This is a genomic window from Streptomyces sp. NPDC048290 (assembly GCF_040652095.1).
GTDB lineage: Bacteria > Actinomycetota > Actinomycetes > Streptomycetales > Streptomycetaceae > Streptomyces.
The window spans coordinates 215,422-232,984 of record NZ_JBEZLM010000010.1 but is presented as its reverse complement, the minus strand read 5'-3'; the positions used below and the strand labels follow the sequence as shown (position 1 = coordinate 232,984).

16 protein-coding genes are annotated in these 17,563 nt (G+C 71.2%); 9 read left to right on the top strand and 7 right to left on the bottom strand.

Annotated elements, in window-relative coordinates; all coding sequences use genetic code 11:
* Positions 1-11 precede the first annotated feature (11 nt).
* The 3 genes from AB0D49_RS19645 (at position 12) to AB0D49_RS19635 (ending at position 2,741) form a co-directional block, all read left to right on the top strand.
* Complete coding sequence (locus AB0D49_RS19645) at positions 12-584, top strand: TetR/AcrR family transcriptional regulator (protein ID WP_362758745.1); 573 nt, start codon at positions 12-14, stop codon at positions 582-584.
* Positions 585-789: 205 nt separating this feature from the next.
* Entirely contained in the window at positions 790-1,971 is a 1,182-nt protein-coding gene (locus tag AB0D49_RS19640; protein ID WP_362758743.1) for an acyl-CoA dehydrogenase family protein, read from the top strand.
* Positions 1,971-2,741 (top strand): SDR family NAD(P)-dependent oxidoreductase, encoded by a 771-nt coding sequence (locus AB0D49_RS19635; RefSeq protein ID WP_362758741.1) that lies wholly within the window; start codon positions 1,971-1,973, stop codon positions 2,739-2,741. The genes AB0D49_RS19640 and AB0D49_RS19635 overlap by 1 nt, the downstream gene beginning before the upstream one ends.
* A gap of 45 nt (positions 2,742-2,786) precedes the next feature.
* Here the strand turns inward: AB0D49_RS19635 and AB0D49_RS19630 are convergent, their stop codons facing one another.
* Both AB0D49_RS19630 and AB0D49_RS19625 read right to left on the bottom strand, forming a co-directional pair.
* The gene (locus AB0D49_RS19630) at positions 2,787-3,977 is read right to left on the bottom strand and encodes a spermidine/putrescine ABC transporter substrate-binding protein (protein WP_362758739.1); all 1,191 of its coding nucleotides are present in this window, start codon (positions 3,975-3,977) and stop codon (positions 2,787-2,789) included.
* 205 nt (positions 3,978-4,182) lie between these two features.
* On the bottom strand, positions 4,183-5,619 hold the full coding sequence (locus tag AB0D49_RS19625) for a gamma-aminobutyraldehyde dehydrogenase (RefSeq protein WP_362758737.1): 1,437 nt from the start codon (positions 5,617-5,619) through the stop codon (positions 4,183-4,185).
* 223 nt (positions 5,620-5,842) lie between these two features.
* On the opposite strand from AB0D49_RS19625, the gene AB0D49_RS19620 reads away from it, so the two are divergent.
* From AB0D49_RS19620 to AB0D49_RS19595, 6 genes are all read left to right on the top strand, one after another.
* Positions 5,843-6,349: an Lrp/AsnC family transcriptional regulator gene (locus AB0D49_RS19620; RefSeq protein ID WP_362758735.1), complete on the top strand. Its 507-nt coding sequence runs from the start codon at positions 5,843-5,845 to the stop codon at positions 6,347-6,349.
* Positions 6,350-6,369: 20 nt separating this feature from the next.
* Positions 6,370-7,734 (top strand): aspartate aminotransferase family protein, encoded by a 1,365-nt coding sequence (locus AB0D49_RS19615; RefSeq protein WP_362758733.1) that lies wholly within the window; start codon positions 6,370-6,372, stop codon positions 7,732-7,734.
* 229 nt (positions 7,735-7,963) lie between these two features.
* Positions 7,964-8,734 carry an ATP-binding cassette domain-containing protein gene (locus tag AB0D49_RS19610; RefSeq protein ID WP_362758730.1) on the top strand — a complete coding sequence of 257 codons (771 nt, stop codon included), beginning with the start codon at positions 7,964-7,966 and terminating at the stop codon, positions 8,732-8,734.
* The gene (locus AB0D49_RS19605; RefSeq protein WP_362758728.1) at positions 8,716-10,290 is read left to right on the top strand and encodes a hypothetical protein; all 1,575 of its coding nucleotides are present in this window, start codon (positions 8,716-8,718) and stop codon (positions 10,288-10,290) included. The genes AB0D49_RS19610 and AB0D49_RS19605 overlap by 19 nt, the downstream gene beginning before the upstream one ends.
* Positions 10,291-10,452: 162 nt before the next feature.
* Positions 10,453-10,869 carry a VOC family protein gene (locus tag AB0D49_RS19600; RefSeq protein ID WP_362758726.1) on the top strand — a complete coding sequence of 139 codons (417 nt, stop codon included), beginning with the start codon at positions 10,453-10,455 and terminating at the stop codon, positions 10,867-10,869.
* 184 nt (positions 10,870-11,053) lie between these two features.
* Positions 11,054-11,755 carry an LAETG motif-containing sortase-dependent surface protein gene (locus tag AB0D49_RS19595; protein ID WP_362758724.1) on the top strand — a complete coding sequence of 234 codons (702 nt, stop codon included), beginning with the start codon at positions 11,054-11,056 and terminating at the stop codon, positions 11,753-11,755.
* A gap of 68 nt (positions 11,756-11,823) precedes the next feature.
* On the opposite strand, the gene AB0D49_RS19590 is transcribed toward AB0D49_RS19595, so the two are convergent.
* From AB0D49_RS19590 to AB0D49_RS19570, 5 genes are all read right to left on the bottom strand, one after another.
* Positions 11,824-12,570 (bottom strand): GNAT family N-acetyltransferase, encoded by a 747-nt coding sequence (locus AB0D49_RS19590; protein WP_362758722.1) that lies wholly within the window; start codon positions 12,568-12,570, stop codon positions 11,824-11,826.
* Positions 12,571-12,900: 330 nt separating this feature from the next.
* Positions 12,901-13,722, bottom strand: coding sequence for a maleylpyruvate isomerase family mycothiol-dependent enzyme (locus tag AB0D49_RS19585; protein WP_362758720.1), 822 nt, complete (start codon positions 13,720-13,722; stop codon positions 12,901-12,903).
* A gap of 24 nt (positions 13,723-13,746) precedes the next feature.
* Complete coding sequence (locus tag AB0D49_RS19580) at positions 13,747-14,808, bottom strand: ABC transporter ATP-binding protein (protein WP_362758910.1); 1,062 nt, start codon at positions 14,806-14,808, stop codon at positions 13,747-13,749.
* Between the two features lie 14 nt (positions 14,809-14,822).
* Positions 14,823-16,499: an iron ABC transporter permease gene (locus tag AB0D49_RS19575; RefSeq protein ID WP_362758718.1), complete on the bottom strand. Its 1,677-nt coding sequence runs from the start codon at positions 16,497-16,499 to the stop codon at positions 14,823-14,825.
* The gene (locus tag AB0D49_RS19570) at positions 16,475-17,560 is read right to left on the bottom strand and encodes a thiamine ABC transporter substrate-binding protein (RefSeq protein ID WP_362758908.1); all 1,086 of its coding nucleotides are present in this window, start codon (positions 17,558-17,560) and stop codon (positions 16,475-16,477) included. The genes AB0D49_RS19575 and AB0D49_RS19570 overlap by 25 nt, the downstream gene beginning before the upstream one ends.
* Between the last annotated feature and the right edge of the window lie 3 nt (positions 17,561-17,563).

The window sequence follows — 17,563 nt, the reverse complement described above, 5'->3', positions numbered from 1 at the left end:
ACGCTGAGCACATGCCGTCGACACGCCGTACCGCCCGCCAGACCGATCTGCTGGAACGACTGGTGGCGCTGCTGACGGCGGAGGGTTTCGCGTCGTTCACGCTGGACGAGCTGACCGAGCGGCTGCACTGCTCGAAGACCACGCTGTACCAGCTGGCGGGCAGCAAGCAGGAGCTGGTGCGCGAGGCGGTCAAGCACTACTTCCGTGCGGCGACGGAGGCCGTCGAGCAGCGCATCGCGGACGCGTCGGCGCCCTCCGAGCGTGTGGTGGTCTATCTCAACGCGGTGGCCGAGCAGCTCAAGCCGCTGTCCCGGCGGTTCCTGGACGACATGGCCGCGTTCGAACCGGCCCGTGAGGTCTACGAGGCCAACACCCGGATCGCGGCGGGCCGTATCCGGCAGCTGATCACCGAGGGCGTCGCGGAGGGCGCCTTCCGCGATGTGCACGCGGCCTTCGTGGCCGAGGTGGTCGCCGCGACGATGCAGGAGATCCAGCGCGGCGAGATCGCCACCCGGACCGGCCTGACCGACTCGGAGGCGTACGCGGAGCTGGCGTCCCTCATCGTCCACGCGGTCTCCCCCTGACCCCACCGCCCTGCCGCTCCGCCGCTCTGCCGCTCCGTGACCCCCGTCACCCCCATGACCTCGCCACATGGCCGTACCGTACGTGGAGCGATACTCTTGTATCGCTAGCCGTATCAATAATCACGACCCATGACCCCTGTGATCCCTGTGATCCCAGCGATCCCATGGATCCCAGTGAACCCAGTGCCAGGACCGGGGGAACCCCATGCCCGCTACCCGTACGCTCCCCACACCCGAAGCCGTCGCCCTGATCGAGCTGACCCGTGAGCTGGCCGAGAAGGAGCTGGCCCCGCGGGTCGCGCGGGCCGAGGCCGAGGAGCGGTTCCCGCGTGAGGTGTTCCGCACCCTCGGCCGCGCGGGACTGCTGAGCCTGCCCTACCCCGAGGAGTACGGCGGCGGGGACCAGCCCTACGAGATCTACCTCCAGGTGCTGGAGGAGATCGCGGCGGTGTGGTCCAGCGTCGCCGTCGGTGTGTCGGTGCACGCGCTGTCCTGCTATCCGCTGGTCGCCTTCGGCACCGAGGAGCAGAAGAAGGAGTGGCTGCCCGACCTGCTCGGCGGTGAGCTGCTCGGCGCGTACTGCCTGTCCGAGGCGCACGCCGGGTCCGACCCCGCGGCGATGCGCACCCGCGCGGTCCGGGACGGCGGCGACTATGTGCTCAACGGCGCGAAGGCATGGATCACCCACGGCGGCCACGCCGACTTCTACACGGTGATGGCCCGCACCTCCGACGACGGCTCGCACGGTGTGTCCTGCTTCCTGGTCCCGGCCGACACCCCCGGGCTGATCGCCGACCCGCCCGAGCGGAAAATGGGCCTCACCGGCTCCACCACCGCCACGATCCGGCTGGAGGACGTCCGGGTCCCGGCCGCCCGGCGGATCGGCGAGGAGGGCCAGGGCCTCAGGATCGCGTTCGCCGGACTGGACTGCGGACGGCTCGGCATCGCCTCGGTCGGGGTCGGTCTCGCCCAGGGCGCGCTGGACCACGCGGTGCGCTACGCCCGCGAGCGGGAGACCTTCGGCCAGGCCATCATCGACCACCAGGGCCTGGCGTTCGTCCTCGCGGACATGGCCGCCGCCGTCCAGTCGGCCCGCGCCACCACGCTGGCCGCCGCCCGGCTCAGGGACGAGGGCCTGCCCTTCGCGACCGAGGCGGCCGTCGCCAAGCTGGTCGCCACCGACAACGCCATGAAGGTGACCACCGACGCGGTCCAGGTGCTGGGCGGGTACGGATACACCCGTGACTTCCCGGTGGAGCGCTATATGCGCGAGGCCAAGGTCATGCAGATCTTCGAAGGCACCAACCAGATCCAGCGGCTGATCATCAGCCGCGGGCTCAAGCACGACGACCGAGGCGACCTGCGGGTCCGGACCCAGGAGAACTGATGCGCATCGACCACACCGCCGCGATCGTGACCGGCGGCGCGTCCGGCCTCGGCGCCGCCACGGCGGCGGCCCTCGCCAAGCAGGGCGCCCAGGTCTTCGTCCTCGACCTCGCGGCGGGCGAGGCGGCGGGCGAGACGGGCGACACCGGACCGGGCAGCATCACCTATCTGACGGCCGACATCACGGACGGCGAGGCGGTCGGGGAGGCGGTGGCGACGGCCGTCGCGAGCGGCGCCCCGCTGCGCACGGTGGTCAACTGCGCCGGGATCGCCCCCTCGATGCGCGTCCTCGGCAAGAAGGGCGTGCACGACCTGGCCCTGTACGCCAAGGTCGTCCAGGTCAATCTGATCGGCACGTTCACGGTCCTGGCGCTCGCCAGTGAGGCCATCGCGCGGACCGAGCCCGACGAGCACGGCCAGCGCGGGGTCATCGTCAACACCGCGTCCGTCGCCGCGTACGAGGGTCAGGTCGGCCAGGCCGCCTACGCCTCGTCCAAGGGCGGGGTCGTCGGACTGACCCTCCCGGCCGCCCGGGACCTCGCCCAGTACGGCATCCGGGTGTGCGCCATCGCGCCCGGCATCGTGGAGACCCCGATGCTGGCCACCATCTCGGAGGAGTTCCGCGCCGGCCTCGCCGCCGGAGTCCCGTTCCCGCAGCGCCTGGGCCGCCCCGACGAGTACGCCCAGCTCGCCCTGGCGATCATCGAGCACGACTACCTCAACGGCGAGACGATCCGCATGGACGGAGCCCTGCGCATGGCCCCGCGCTGACACCACCCCGGACCCCGGAAGCCCCCCACCCCGGGGGGCTTCCCCTCACAACCCCGCGATGGCGTTCCACCGCTTCCCGAACTCCACCCGCTCCTGCGAGGTGATGTCCCGCGCGATGGTGAGCCGCTCGCGCATGGCGTCGTCGGGGAAGATCAGCGGGTCCTCGGCGAGCGCGGCCAGCTCCTCGTCCCCGGAGTCGGCGAGGACGTCCCGCGCGGCGGGCACCGGGCACACATAGTTGACCCACGCGGCCAGCTCGGCGGCGACCTCGGGCCGGTAGTAGTAGTCGATCAGCTCTTCGGCGTTGGCCTTGTGGGCGGCGAGGTTGGGGATCATCAGCGACTCGGCCCACAGCTCGGCGCCCTCCTCGGGCACCACGAACTCGATGTCCGGGTCGTCGGCCTGGAGCTGGATCACATCGCCGGAGTACGCCTGACAGGCCAGGACGTCCCCGCTGGAGAGGTCCTTGATGTAGTCGTTGCCGGTGAAGCGGCGGATCTGCCCGCTGCGCACCTGCCGTTCGACCTGGTCGCAGATCTGGTCGAAGTCCCGTGCGGTCCACTGCGTGATGTCGACGCCGTTGCCCAGCAGCAGCAGCGCGAACGCCTCGTCGAGACCGGACAGCAGGGTGACCCGCCCCTTGAGGTCCTTCGCCCACAGATCCGACACCTGCCGGATCTCCCGGCCGAGCCGCCGCCGGTTGTAGGCGATACCGGTGATCCCGGACTGCCAGGGCACGGTGAACTTACGGCCGGGGTCGAAGCCGGGCGCCCGCAGCAGCGGGTCCAGGTACCGGGTGACGTGGGGCTGGCGGGCGCGGTCCATCTCCTGCACCCAGCCGAGCCGTACGAACCGGGCGCACATCCAGTCGCTGATGACGATCAGGTCCCGGTCGGTGGGCTGACGGTTCATCAGGGAGGGGCTGATCTTGCCGAAGAACTCGTCGTTGTCGTTGATCTCCTCGACATAGTCGACGGAGATCCCGGTCCGCTTCTCGAACGCGTCGAGGGTGGGCCGCTTGGTGCTGTCCTGGTCGTCGGTGTCGATGTAGAGCGGCCAGTTGGCGAACATCAGCCGCTTGTCCCGCGCGGAGCGATCGGCCCCGCCCCGGTCCCCGGGCGCCACATAGGCGGCGGGCACCCCACACCCGGCGAGCGCCCCAAGGGCGACCCCACCCCCGAGCGCCGTCAGCAGCCCCCGCCGGGACACCCCATTGCTTCTCATAGACAACGACATTCCCGCAGCATGTGCCCGGACCAGAACCGTGGGCAACAGACGCAACGTCAAGCGAACGGCACCGACCAAGACACCTTGTCCAGAACGCCCCTGTCAGGGGCGCTGGGGGTACCCCCTCTGGGGGAGGAACTGCGCGACCAGCCACAACCGGCCCGCAGCCCCCCACGAAACAACGACCACCCCGAACGACAGGGAACCGAACCCCTTATCCCAGGGACGTCATCACATGCTTGATCCGCGTGTAGTCATCGAACCCGTACGCGGAAAGGTCCTTGCCATACCCCGACTTCTTGAACCCCCCATGCGGCATCTCCGCCACGAGAGGAATATGCGTGTTGATCCACACGCACCCGAAGTCCAGCACCTTGGACATCCGCATGGCCCGAGCGTGGTCCTTGGTCCACACGGACGAGGCCAGCGCGTACTCGACCCCGTTCGCCCACTCGACGGCCTGCGCCTCGTCGGCGAACGACTGCACGGTGATGACCGGCCCGAACACCTCGTTCTGGATGATCTCGTCATCCTGCTTCAGCCCCGACACCACGGTCGGCGCGTAGAAGTACCCGGTCTCCCCGACCCGGTGCCCACCGGCCTGCACCTTGGCGTGCGCGGGCAGCCGCTCGACGAACCCGGCCACCTGGGCGAGCTGGTTCGGATTGTTCAGCGGCCCGTACAGCACGTCCTCGTCGTCCGGCTGCCCGGTCTTCGTCTCCGCGGCGGCAGCCGCCAGCGCGGCGACGAACTCGTCGTGGATGGACTCCTGGACCAGCACGCGGGTGGCCGCCGTGCAGTCCTGCCCGGCGTTGAAGAAGCCCGCGACGGAGATGTCCTCGACGGCCTTGGCGATGTCGGTGTCCTCGAAGACCACGACCGGCGCCTTGCCGCCCAGCTCCAGATGGACCCGCTTGACGTCCTTCGCGGCGGACTCGGCGACCGAGATACCGGCCCGTACCGAGCCGGTGATGGAGGCCATCGCCGGGGTCGGGTGCTCGACCATCAGCCGCCCGGTGTCGCGGTCGCCGCAGAGGACGTTGAAGACACCCTTGGGTACGACGGACCCGATGATCTCGGCGATCAGCACGGTGGAGGCGGGCGTGGTGTCCGACGGCTTCAGCACGACGGTGTTGCCCGCGGCGAGCGCCGGGGCGAACTTCCAGACGGCCATCATCATCGGGTAGTTCCAGGGCGCGACCTGCGCGCAGACACCGACCGGCTCACGGCGGATGATGGAGGTCAGGCCCTCCATGTACTCACCGGCCGAGCGACCCTCCAGCATCCGGGCCGCACCCGCGAAGAAGCGGATCTGGTCGACCATCGGAGGGATCTCCTCGGTGCGGGTCAGCCCGATGGGCTTGCCCGTGTTCTCCACCTCGGCGGCGATGAGTTCCTCGGCGCGCTCCTCGAAGAGGTCGGCGATCTTCAGCAGAGCCCTCTGGCGCTCCGCCGGGGTGCTGTCCCGCCACGCCGGGAAGGCCGCCGCGGCGGCGGCCATGGCGGCGTCGACGTCGGACTCCCCGGAGAGCGGGGCGGTCGCGTACGCCTCGCCGGTCGCCGGGTTGACCACCTCGGTGGTCCGTCCGTCGGCGGCGTCCCGGAACTCTCCGTCGATGTAGTTGCGCAGACGACGCAGCTCGGTGCTCACTGCCGGCCCTCCAAGTGTCGGTGTCCCATACGGCTCAGTGTCCTGTGTGGCCCTGTATGCAGGTGTCCACACACTGAGACACCCAGCGTAATCGGTAGCCCGACGGTTTCAACACCCCCCGCCGCGCCAAACCTGCGAAATCCGCACACTCAAGCCCCAAGAACAACGAAATTCATTGCTCAGCTCTTGCGAAACTGTCGAGACCTCGGGCACAGTGACTTTCGTGGCCAGTCGAAGCGCAGAGCCGAGGGGCTCCAGTCAGTCCAGGACCGGGAACGGAAGTCCCACCCTGGACGATGTCTCCCTCGCCATCATCGAGCAACTTCAGGAGGACGGCCGCCGGCCGTACGCCGCGATCGGCAAGGCCGTCGGCCTGTCCGAGGCGGCCGTGCGCCAGCGCGTCCAGAAGCTGCTCGACCAGGGCGTGATGCAGATCGTCGCCGTCACGGACCCGCTCACCGTGGGCTTCCGCCGGCAGGCGATGGTGGGCATCAACGTGGAGGGTGACGTGGAGGCCGCCGCCGAGGCGCTGACGGCCATGTCCGAGTGCGAGTACGTGGTGATGACCGCGGGCTCGTTCGATCTGATGGTGGAGATCGTCTGCGAGGACGACGACCATCTGCTCGATGTCATCAACCGACGCATCCGGGCCCTGCCCGGAGTGCGCTCCACCGAGAGTTTCGTCTATCTGAAGCTCAAGAAGCAGACCTATATGTGGGGAACCCGATAACCCGTGAGGACCCGATAACCGTGAGCACCAAGGACCTCAGCCAGAGCGCCTACGACCACCTGTGGATGCACTTCACCCGCATGTCGTCGTACGAGAACTCCCCCGTCCCCACGATCGTGCGGGGTGAGGGCACCTACATCTACGACGACCAGGGCAAGCGCTACCTCGACGGCCTCGCCGGTCTCTTCGTCGTCCAGGCCGGACACGGCCGGGTCGAGCTCGCCGAGGCCGCCGCCAAGCAGGCGCAGGAACTGGCGTTCTTCCCGGTGTGGTCCTACGCCCACCCGAAGGCCGTCGAGCTGGCCGAGCGGCTCGCGCACCACGCGCCGGGCGACCTCAACAAGGTCTTCTTCACCACCGGTGGCGGCGAGGCCGTCGAGACCGCCTGGAAGCTGGCCAAGCAGTACTTCAAGCTCAAGGGCCAGCACACCAAGTACAAGGTGATCTCCCGCGCGGTCGCCTACCACGGCACCCCGCAGGGCGCCCTGTCCATCACCGGCCTCCCGGCGCTGAAGGCGCCCTTCGAGCCGCTGGTGCCGGGCGCGCACAAGGTCCCGAACACCAACATCTACCGCGCCCCGATCCACGGCGACGACCCCGAGGCGTTCGGCCGCTGGGCCGCCGACCAGATCGAGCAGCAGATCCTGTTCGAGGGCCCGGAGACGGTCGCCGCGGTCTTCCTTGAGCCGGTGCAGAACGCGGGCGGCTGCTTCCCGCCCCCGCCCGGCTACTTCCAGCGGGTCCGCGAGATCTGCGACCAGTACGACGTGCTGCTGGTCTCGGACGAGGTCATCTGCGCCTTCGGCCGGCTCGGCACGATCTTCGCCTGCGACAAGTTCGGCTACGTACCGGACATGATCACCTGCGCCAAGGGCATGACCTCGGGCTACTCCCCGATCGGCGCGTGCATCGTCTCCGACAAGATCGCCGAGCCGTTCTACAAGGGCGACAACACCTTCCTGCACGGCTACACCTTCGGCGGCCACCCGGTCTCCGCGGCGGTGGGCCTCGCCAACCTCGACCTGTTCGAGCGCGAGAACCTCACCCAGCACGTGCTGGACAACGAGGGCGCCTTCCTCTCCACCCTTCAGAAGCTGCACGACCTGCCGATCGTCGGCGACGTCCGCGGCAACGGCTTCTTCTACGGCATCGAGCTGGTGAAGGACAAGGCCACCAAGGAGACCTTCAACGACGAGGAGACCGAGCGCGTCCTGTACGGCTTCCTCTCCAAGGCGCTGTACGACAACGGTCTGTACTGCCGGGCCGACGACCGCGGCGACCCGGTCGTCCAGCTCGCCCCGCCGCTGATCTCCGACCAGTCGACCTTCGACGAGATCGAGCAGATCCTGCGCGCCACGCTGACCGAGGCATGGACCAAGCTCTGATCCTCGTCCCCAGCGGTTTCTGATCTTCCGTCTGGATGATCATTCCCGGCCCCGGTGCCGTCCGTTCGAGTGAGAAACGGCGGCCCGGGGCCGCGTGCTGTCCGGCGCCGCCCCACCCGGTGCCTAGCGTGCCCAGTGACCGATCGGCCCGGCCTTCGTTCCCCCGCTCGGGGGAGACGCCACGGGGGAACCAGGGAATCACGGACGATCCGAACAGAGGTGTACGCCCATGGAGGCCCCGCCGGACAACGACGTGCTGTGGGCACGCGCCCTGCACTTCACCCACGACGACGGCTCCCCCGCGCTGAGCGGTGTCTCGCTCGGTGTCCGGGAGGGCGAGATCCTCGCCGTCGGCGGCCCGCGCGGCAGCGGCAAGACCTCGTTACTGCGCTGTCTGTCCGGACTGTCCCGGCCCCGGCAGGGCGAGGTCTGGTTCAACAGCGTCCCCGTGCACACCATGGGCCCGCTCGCCCGGGAACGGCTGCGCCGCGACCGGTTCGGCTGGATCGACCCGGCCCCCGTCCTCGTACCGGAGCTGACCGTCTGGGAGAACGCGGCGCTGCCGCTGATGCTGCGCGGCACCAGCAGGCGCCGGGCCAGGACCGCCGCGATGGAGTGGCTGGAGCGGCTCGACATCGGCGACCGGGCCCGCCGCCATCCGCACCAGCTCCAGCAGGCCGAGCGGCAGCGGGCGTGCATCGCCCGCGCGCTGGCGCCCGCGCCCTCGGTGCTGTTCGCCGACGAGCCGACCGCGCCGCTGCACCGCGCCGACCGCGCGCATGTGCTGCGCACGCTGACCACGGCCGCCCGCTCGCACGGCATCACCGTGCTCCTCGCCACCCACGACCCGGAGACCGCCGCGCTCGCCGACCGCACGGTCGCGCTGCTCGACGGGCGCCGGGTGCAGACGGTCCAGCTGCCGCCGGTCGCCGCCGAACCGGCGGACACGCCGACGGACGAACCCGAGGAGGGCCGCGCCGCGTGCTCGCTGTCCGTCTGAGCCGCGCGGGCCGCCCCGCCGTCCAGCTGCGCCGGCTGCTGGTCGCGGCAGCCGCCGGCGGCACCGGTTTCCTGCTGCTGTGCACCCTCGGCCACGCCATGAGCCACCCCGGCAACGCGGGCGGCTCGGCGCTGCGGCTGGCCTGGTGCCTGGTGCCGGTCGCCGCGACCGTGCAGTTCGCGGTGGCGGTGGCGCGTACGGACCCGGGGACGCTGCCGCGTCCGGGGCTGTCCGCGATCGGGCTCGGTCCGGCCCGGCTGATGGCGGTCTCGGCGACCACCACCGCGCTGGCGACGACCCTGGGCTCGATGCTGGCCCTGCTCTTCTTCCTGCATCTGCGCGGGGACCTCAGCGGGATGCCGTTCGACGGCGCCGCGGCGGAGGTGCTCGCCGCGGGGCTGCCCCTGCCGCTGCCCGCCGCGCTCACCCTGCTCACGGTCGTCCCGCTGACCGCGTCCCTCACCACAGCCCTGGTCCTGCGCCCCCGCGAACGCGGCGGGGCCCGCCGGACGGCCCGGGGGTGGTGGACGGAACGCCGGACGCCAGCGACGCCCAAGGCCCCCGGGGCGCGCGAGGTGCTTGCGGTGCCCGAGACACCGGGGACGGCTGAGTCGGCTGTGACGGCTGAGGTGGTTGTGACGGCTGAGGTGGTTGAGGCGGTGAAGTCGCCCGAGGCGGCCACCGCGCCGGACACCGGCACCGGCACGGACTCCGGTCCCGGCACGGGCACGGGCACCGGCACCGGCACCGGCACAGGCGCTGACTCCGGTCCCGGCAGGGACTCCGGTCCCGGCACAGGCACGAACTCCGGTCCCGGCACAGGCACGGGCACCGGCGCAGGCACGAGCCCTGGCTCCGCCACAGGTACCGGCGCTGACTCCGCTCCCGGCAGGGACACGAGCACGGGCACGGGCACGGCCGCCCTGCCGACCCCTGGTGCCGCCCCCGCCGGACTGCCCTGGGGCATCACCGTGCTGGCGGCCGGGCTCGCGGTGGAGGCGTACGCCACCCGGGTCGCCCCCGGCGCCGCCACGGCCACCCTGCCGGGCGGGCTCAGCGCGGGCCCGGCCGGGGTGCTGATCGGCTGGACGCTCACCGCGCTCGGCCTGGCGCTCGCCGGACCCGGCCTCACCCATCTGTGCGGCCGGCTCCTCCAGGCCGTACGGCCCGGCGCGCTGCGGCTGCTGGCGGGCCGGGTGCTGATGGCCGAGGCGGGCCGGATCGGACGTCCGCTGGGCGTGGTCTGCGCGGTGGCGTCGGCGGCGTTCGCGACGGCCGCGCTGCACGAACCCCGGGGCGCGGCCGAGGCGGTCTTCGGCCCGCTCAGCACGCTCGGGGCGCTGCTGGTGGCGGGCTGCACGCTGGCGACGCTGGCCACCGCCGCCGTCGAGGCCCGGCACGCGCGCGCCGACACCACCGCCGCGCTGCTGAGGCTCGGCGCCCCGGCGACCACGCTGCGCGGCGCGGCGGCCCTGCGCGCGGGCGCGCTACTGGCCCTGTTCGGCCCGCTGACCCTGCTGGTGGCGCAGTTGGCGGCCCAGCCCTTGCTGCGCTGACGCGGGGGCGGCTGGGGTATCTCGTACGGCCACCGGCCGGTGGAAGCTGGTCAGGCGTACTGCGATGAGTTTCCCGGCGCGTCCCGGTCTACCTCTCGAACAGCACGACACCGCCACCACGCCGCCAGGACGCGCACGTGGCCCGAGGGGAGAGAGACCCGTATGTACCAGCAGATGATCTTCGTGAACCTGCCCGTGAACGACGTCGCCGCCACGAAGACGTTCTTCACCGCCCTGGGTTACCCGATCAACGCCCAGTTCAGCGACGCGAACACGGCGTCCGTGGTGATCAGCGACACCATCGTCGCGATGATGCTGGACCGGGAGAAGTACGCGACCTTCACCAAGAAGGAGATCGCGGACGCCACGAAGACCAGCGAGGTGCTGATCGCGCTCAGCGCCGAGAGCCGCGAGAAGGTCGACGAGCTGGTGGACCGGGCGATCGCGGCGGGCGGCACGCCCAGCGGCGAGACCCAGGACCACGGTTTCATGTACGGCCGTGCCTTCGACGACCTCGACGGTCACACCTGGGAGGTCATGTGGATGGACGCGGCGGCCGTCGAGGGCACCAGTAACTAAAGGCGGGCATCCGGCACTCCCTCAAACCTCGCTGTCTGCAAAGACATCGAAAAGTGGCCGGATCAAACGGACACGGGGATTGACGCTTCTTACGGGGCGCTTATAAAGCTATGAGCCTGATGGGGTGCGGTCTTCACGACGGCTCCCTCAACCCCCCGCATTTACAGATCCCGTAAGGACAAACGTGTCCATATCCCGCCCCACCGTACGCCGTTCCGTGCGTGCCCTCGGTGTCGCCGCCGGCGCGGCAGCGCTCGCGCTCAGCGCCGCGGGCAACGCGCTCGCGTGTGACATCAGTGAGTTCTCCGCCGCCGCGATCTGCGACGGCACCAAGGGTGTCATCACGGTCACCGACAAGGACCCGACGGGCGTGCCCGCCACGGTCACCGTGTATCTGGAGAACAACGGCGCCGACGAGAAGCTGGTCGGCAGCCAGGAGGTGAAGGGCTCCCGCGAGGGCGTGACCATCACCTTCGAGGAGGACTGGAAGCCGAACGCGGAGTACCGCATCCACGTCAAGGCCGGCAACCAGGTCGACGAGGACATCAAGCCGAACCTGGTCACGCCGTCCACCGCGTGCAAGACGGAGCCGTCGACGCCGCCGCCGACCTCGTCCGAGCCGACGCCGCCCGAGTCCACTCCGCCGGCCGAGTCGGAGTCCCCGGAGCCGTCGCCCTCCTCGCCCGAGGAGAGCAACAGCGCGCCCGCGCCCGCCGAGTCGGTGAGCAACGCGCCGTCGCCCGCGGCCGGTGAGTCCAACCTCGCCGAGACGGGCGCGGACTCCAACACCGGGATGATCGCCGGTATCGCCGGGGCGCTGGTCGTCGTCGGCGGTGGCGCGGTCTTCTTCGGCTTCCGCCGCCGGGGCGCGAACAGCGGCAGCTGATCCACCATCAGGGCCCGGACAGGCGCGGCCCGTTCCCCAGAGCCACTGGGGAACGGCCGCGCCTGTTCTCATCCCCGGGCGAGGTCGTACACGACGAACTCGGCGATCGACTCATAACCGAGCCGCTGATAGAGCGCGTTGCTGGTCGGATTGGCCAGATTCGTGTACAGCACGACCTCTTGGGCGCCGGCGTCGAGCGCGGCCCGGCTGACGGCCACGGTCACGGCGGCCCCGTACCCCCGCCCTCTCAACTCCTCCGGCGTATACACGGGATCGATCCGGACCTGCCCCCCGACCAGCGGATTGGCCCCGGCCATGGCGACCGGCACGCCGTCCGGGTTCTCCCAGTACAGATACCGCTTCTCGCCGAAGCGGGTACGGGCCCAGGTCTCGGCGTTGATGGTGACGTCCTCACCGAAGTACGCGGCCAGCTCCCGGCACCACTGCATGACGTGCTCGTGGTCGGCGTCCCCGGCGGGCCGCGCGTGTCCCTCCGGGAAGGGGTCGGGGGGCGTGAGTGTGCCGAGCCGGTAGAGCCCCAGCTCGACCCGGAGCGACGCCGAGTCCCCGGTCCGCCGCCGCCACGCCGCCACGAACGCCTCGCCGGTACGCCGCTCTGCCACGACGGAGGGCAGCGCGGGCCCGCGCCCGGCGAGATGCCCGACGAGACTCTCGACATCCTCCCCACCGAGCGGCGTCAGGGTGACCCCCCGGTCAGGCGAGAGCCGGTAGTACACCCCACGTACGTCCCCACCGACCTCCAACCACCCCAGCTCGGCCCCTTGATCCCCCTCGACCCGCAACTTCTCCGTCACGGTCAGCACGGTGGTATGCACCCCAGGCCGCCCCCGCAAAAACCCCCCAACCCGCCCAAGAAACTCCCCAACCCCACCAGCAACACACCACACACCATTCCCCAATCAACCAACAACACCTACACAAGAACGGGCACACCGGCCCCCCATAGCTGCGGGCAATCGTGCCTCCCCCAGAGGGGGGACCCCCAGGGCGGCACGGGTGGGCGCAGCGGCACCCCGCCAGCGCGGGCAAGCAACACGCCCCGACCCGCACCCCCACCCCCCGAGCCCTGGCAACACCGCCCAGCGCAACGCCCCGACCCCCACCCCGGCGCCCACCAACCCCGCTCACCCAAACGAAGCCCGCTCCAACCAGAACTCCAGCACCCCCCGATCCCCCACCACCTCAACCCCGCCCCCCACCAACGGCACCCGCCGATAGAACGCCAACATCACCCCCGTAAGCGACCCCCGCAAAGCCACCGACGCCTTCTCATGCCCCCGCCGCCAGACAACCCCCTCCGCCCCCAGTTCGATCACCCACTCCGCGTCCAACCCCTCCGCATCCGTGGCATGCAGATGAATCGACCGCACGGAAGAAGCCCCCGCACCCCCCGACTCCCCCCGCAACTCCCGAGCCGCGTCATGAGGATCGTTCCGCTGCACGAACGTCACGATCTCCAGCCACTCGTCGATCGCGTCGACCGCCACCTCCCCGGCAACCCCGTACGGCTCCCCCACCGCCAACGCCAGATCAGCCCGATGCACCGTGATCTCATGCGTCATCCGCCGCGCCCAGAACGCCGCGGTATGCACCCCCGCCCACCCCCACACCCCCGCGTCCGGCCCCGCCTCCCGCAAGGTCCGGACGAGCATCTCCCCACCCGCGGCGAACCACTCCCCGAGGGCGACCGCGTCCCCCCGCCCCTCAGGCCCGCTCCCCTCCGGAACGTCCTCCGAGGCCACCTCCGCCCCGGCCCGGGTCCGCACGGTCACCTCGACCCATCGCAGCGCCTCCCCCATGTGCCGGACGAGGTCCTCCACGGTCCAGTCGGGACAGGTCGGCACGGTGGCCCCGAGATCCACCCCGGGCGCGGTCACCAGCTCCCGGAACTGCCCCACCTGGAGGGCGATCTCGTCGCAGTACCGGTCGAACGCAAGAAGAGTCATGCCCGAACCCTAGGTTCGAAGGCATCACCCCAGCACCACGATTTCCCCGGCGTCGAACTCCACCCCCACCACTTCCCCCAGGTCAGGAGCGTCCCGCAGCCCGCACGCGGCCTCCAGCACCGGCGCGCCACCCCCGTCGGGCCGCAGCCGCACAGCGACATGGGTGCCCTTGAAGGTCCGCGCGACAACAGCACACCGCAACCCAACGGCACCACCCGAGCCCGCACCCGCACCGGCCCCCCGAAACACCCGCACACCCCCGGCCCGCACCAACACCTCCACCTCCCCCTGAGCCGCCCCCGCCCCCACCGGCAGCTTCCCCCACACCGTGTCGGCGACCTCCCCGCTCACCGTCCCCGGCACCACGTTCTCGAACCCGAGAAACCGCGCCACAAAGGCATCCGCGGGCCGCTGCCACACCTCCAGCGGCGTCCCGGACTGCGCGATCCGCCCGTCCCGCATCACCACCACCCGGTCGGCCAGCGCGAACGCCTCCCCCTGGTCATGGGTGACGGCCAGCACCGTCGTCCCGAGCCGCCCGAACAGCTCCCGCAACTCCCCCACCAGCCGCTCCCGCAGCGACCGGTCGAGCTGCCCGAGCGGCTCGTCGAGCATCAGCAGCCGGGGTCCGGGCGCGAGCGCCCGCGCCAGCGCGACCCGCTGCTGCTCGCCCCCGGACAGCTCGGCCACCGCCCGCCCGGCGGCCCCGGGCAGCCCGACCAGCTCCAGCAGCCGCGCCACCCGCTCCCGCTGCTCATCGCGCGAGGCGCCCCGCATCCGCGGCCCGAAGGCCACATTGCCGCCCACGTCCCGCTGCGGGAACAGCTGATGGTCCTGGAACATCAGCCCGATCTCCCGCCGATGCGCGGGCACCCCCACCTGATCGCGCCCCGACAGCAGCACCCGCCCGGCGTCCGGCGCCTGAAGCCCGGCGACCACCCGCAGCAGCGTCGACTTCCCGCTGCCGCTGGGCCCGAGCACACACACCACCTCATGCTCGGCCACCGCCAGATCCACCCCGTCCAGCACGGCCCGCCCCCCGAGCCGTACCGTCACACCCTCGACCCCGAGCAACGGCAGCGGCAGCCTCGGCGTCGGCGTCACAGGAACTCCCCACTCCGGTCGGTCCGCAGCCGCTCCAGCACCACCAGCGCCACCGCGCACACCACCATCAGAATCGTCGAAAGGGCCATCGCCTGCCCGTAGTTCAGCTCCCCGGGCCGCGCCACCAGCTTGGCGACGGCGACCGGCAGCGTCGGATGATCGGGCCGGGCGATGAACACGGTCGCCCCGAACTCCCCGAGCGACACCGCGAACGCGAACCCGGCGGCGACCAGCAGCGCCCGCCGCACCAGCGGCAGATCCACCTCCCGCCACACCCGCCAGGGCGACGCCCCGAGCACGGCCGCCGCCTCCCGCAGCCGTCCGTCCACCGCCCGCAGCACCGGCAGCATCGTCCGCACCACGAAGGGGACCCCGACCAGGGCCTGGGCGAGCGGCACCAGAATCCAGGTGGCGCGCAGATCGAGCGGCGGTTCGTCCAGCGCGATCAGGAACCCGAAGCCGACGGTCACCGCGGACACCCCGAGCGGCAGCATCAGCAGCGCGTCGAACCCGCGTACGAACCGCCCGGCGTCCCGCCGCGCCAGCGCCGCCGCGGCGAGCCCGCCGACCAGCAGCGCGATGGCGGTGGCGACGACGGCGTAGGCCAGCGAGTTGCCGATCGCATGGATCGGCGGGACCAGGAACACCCCGGACTCCTCCGAGGCCAGCGCCCGGTAGTAGGAGAACCCGGCGCCCCCGAGCGAGCGCCGTACGAGTACCCCGAGCGGCAGCAGGATCAGTACGGCGACGGTGGCCAGCACCCCGGCGAGCAGCGCCCACTGCCCCGCCCCGCGCGGACGCCGGGCGGTCCCGGCCGGGTCGACCAGCCGGAGCGCGCTCTCCCGCCGCCGGACCGTCCAGGCGTGCACGGCGAGGATCGCGCCCACGGCGAGGAACTGCACGATCGTCAGCACGGCGGCGGCCGGCAGATCGAAGATCTGCGAGGTCTGCCGGTAGATCTCCACCTCAAGGGTGGCGAAGGTCGGCCCGCCGAGGATCTGCACCACACCGAAGGAGGTGAAGGTGAACAGGAAGACCATCAGCGCGGCGGCGGCCACCGCCGGACCGAGCGCGGGCAGGGTCACCCTCCGCCAGGCCGCGAACGGCGACGCGCCGAGCATCCGCGCCGCCTCCTCCTGCCGTGGGTCGAGCTGCGCCCACAGCCCGCCCACGGTCCGTACGACGACCGCGTAGTTGAAGAAGACATGCGCGAGCAGGATCGCCCACACGGTGGTGTCCAGCCGTACGCCCCACCAGGCGTCCAGCAGCCCGCCCCGGCCGAGCAGCGCGAGGAACGCCGTACCGACCACGACCGTCGGCAGCACGAACGGGACCGTCACCACGGCCCGCAGCAGTTGCTTGCCGGGGAAGTCGAGACGGGCGAAGACATAGGCGCCGGGCAGCGCGATCAGCAGGGTCAGCGCGGTGGAGGCGAGCGCCTGCCAGGTGGTGAACCACAGCACCTGCCGGATACCGGGGTCCGCGAGCACCTCCCCCAGCCGCCCCACCTGCCAGCCGCCGTCCCCCTTCAGCCCACGGGTCAGGATCGCGGCGACGGGATAGGCGAAGAACACGCCGAAGAACGCGGCGGGCAGGACCAGCAGCCCCAGCCGCACCGCGCTCCCCCGGACCCGCCGCGCGGGACGGGCTACTTCAGTACGAGCGAGGTCCATGCCTTGACCCAGTCGTCCCGGTGCTCGGCGATCTTCGCCGCGTCCATGGTCTCGGGCTGCTCGGCCCGCGGCCCGTACTGGCGGAACACCTCGGGCACCTCGGCGCCCTCGACCACCGGGTACACGAACATGTTCAGCGGCATGTCCTGCTGGAACTCGGTGCCGATCATGAAGTCCAGCAGCGCCTTGCCGCCCTCGGCGTTCTTCGCGTCGCTGAGCAGCCCGGCGTACTCGATCTGCCGGAAGCAGGTGCCGTCGGCGACCCCGGTGGGCGCGTCCTTCGGCTGCGGATCGGCGTAGACGACCTCGACGGGCGGCGAGGACGCGTACGACACCACCAGCGGCCGGTCGCCCCCGGCCTCCTTGCCGCCGGCCGACCCGGAGAACTCCTCGTTGTAGGCGGTCTCCCAGCTGTCGACCACCTTGACACCATTGGCCTTGAGCTTCTCCCAGTAGCCGGTCCAGCCGTCGTCGCCGTACCGCGCGGCGGTGCCGAGCAGGAAACCGAGACCGGGGGACGACGTGGAGGCGTTCTCGGCGACCAGCAGATCCTTGTACTGCGGCTTGATCAGATCGTCGAAGGTGCGGGGCGGCGCGAGATCGCGCTCGGCGAAGTACGCCTTGTCGTAGTTGACGCAGATGTCGCCGGTGTCGATGGGCGTGACCCGGTTCCCGGCGCCGTCGGCCCGGTAGGCGGGCGCGATGGTGTCGGCGCCCCGGGGCTCGTACGGCTGGAACAGCCCGTTGTCCAGGGCGCGGGAGAGCAGGGTGTTGTCGACGCCGAAGAAGACATCGCCCTGCGGGTTGTCCTTGGTGAGGATCGCCTTGTTGACGGCCGTCCCGGCGTCCCCGTCCTCCAGCACCTTGACGGTGTACCCGGACTGCTTCTGGAAGTCGGCGAGGACGTCCTTGGAGACGGCCCACGAGTCATGGCTGACCAGGGTGACCGTCTTGGAGTCCCCCGAGCCGCTCCCCGCCCCGGAGCCGGACGAGCCGCACGCGGACAGCGTGACGAGCCCGAGCCCGACGCCCACGACGGCGATCTTCTGGATACTGCGCACTGT

Bases quoted from the DNA above. Each gene is read 5' to 3' on its own strand.
- AB0D49_RS19645 (WP_362758745.1), top strand. From the start codon at position 12: ATGCCGTCGACACGCCGTACCGCCCGCCAGACCGATCTGCTGGAACGA.
- AB0D49_RS19610 (WP_362758730.1), top strand. From the start codon at position 7,964: ATGGAGGCCCCGCCGGACAACGACGTGCTGTGGGCACGCGCCCTGCAC.
- AB0D49_RS19575 (WP_362758718.1), bottom strand. From the start codon at position 16,499: ATGGACCTCGCTCGTACTGAAGTAGCCCGTCCCGCGCGGCGGGTCCGG.
- AB0D49_RS19640 (WP_362758743.1), top strand. From the start codon at position 790: ATGCCCGCTACCCGTACGCTCCCCACACCCGAAGCCGTCGCCCTGATC.
- AB0D49_RS19585 (WP_362758720.1), bottom strand. From the start codon at position 13,722: ATGACTCTTCTTGCGTTCGACCGGTACTGCGACGAGATCGCCCTCCAG.
- AB0D49_RS19600 (WP_362758726.1), top strand. From the start codon at position 10,453: ATGTACCAGCAGATGATCTTCGTGAACCTGCCCGTGAACGACGTCGCC.
- AB0D49_RS19630 (WP_362758739.1), bottom strand. From the start codon at position 3,977: ATGTCGTTGTCTATGAGAAGCAATGGGGTGTCCCGGCGGGGGCTGCTG.
- AB0D49_RS19635 (WP_362758741.1), top strand. From the start codon at position 1,971: ATGCGCATCGACCACACCGCCGCGATCGTGACCGGCGGCGCGTCCGGC.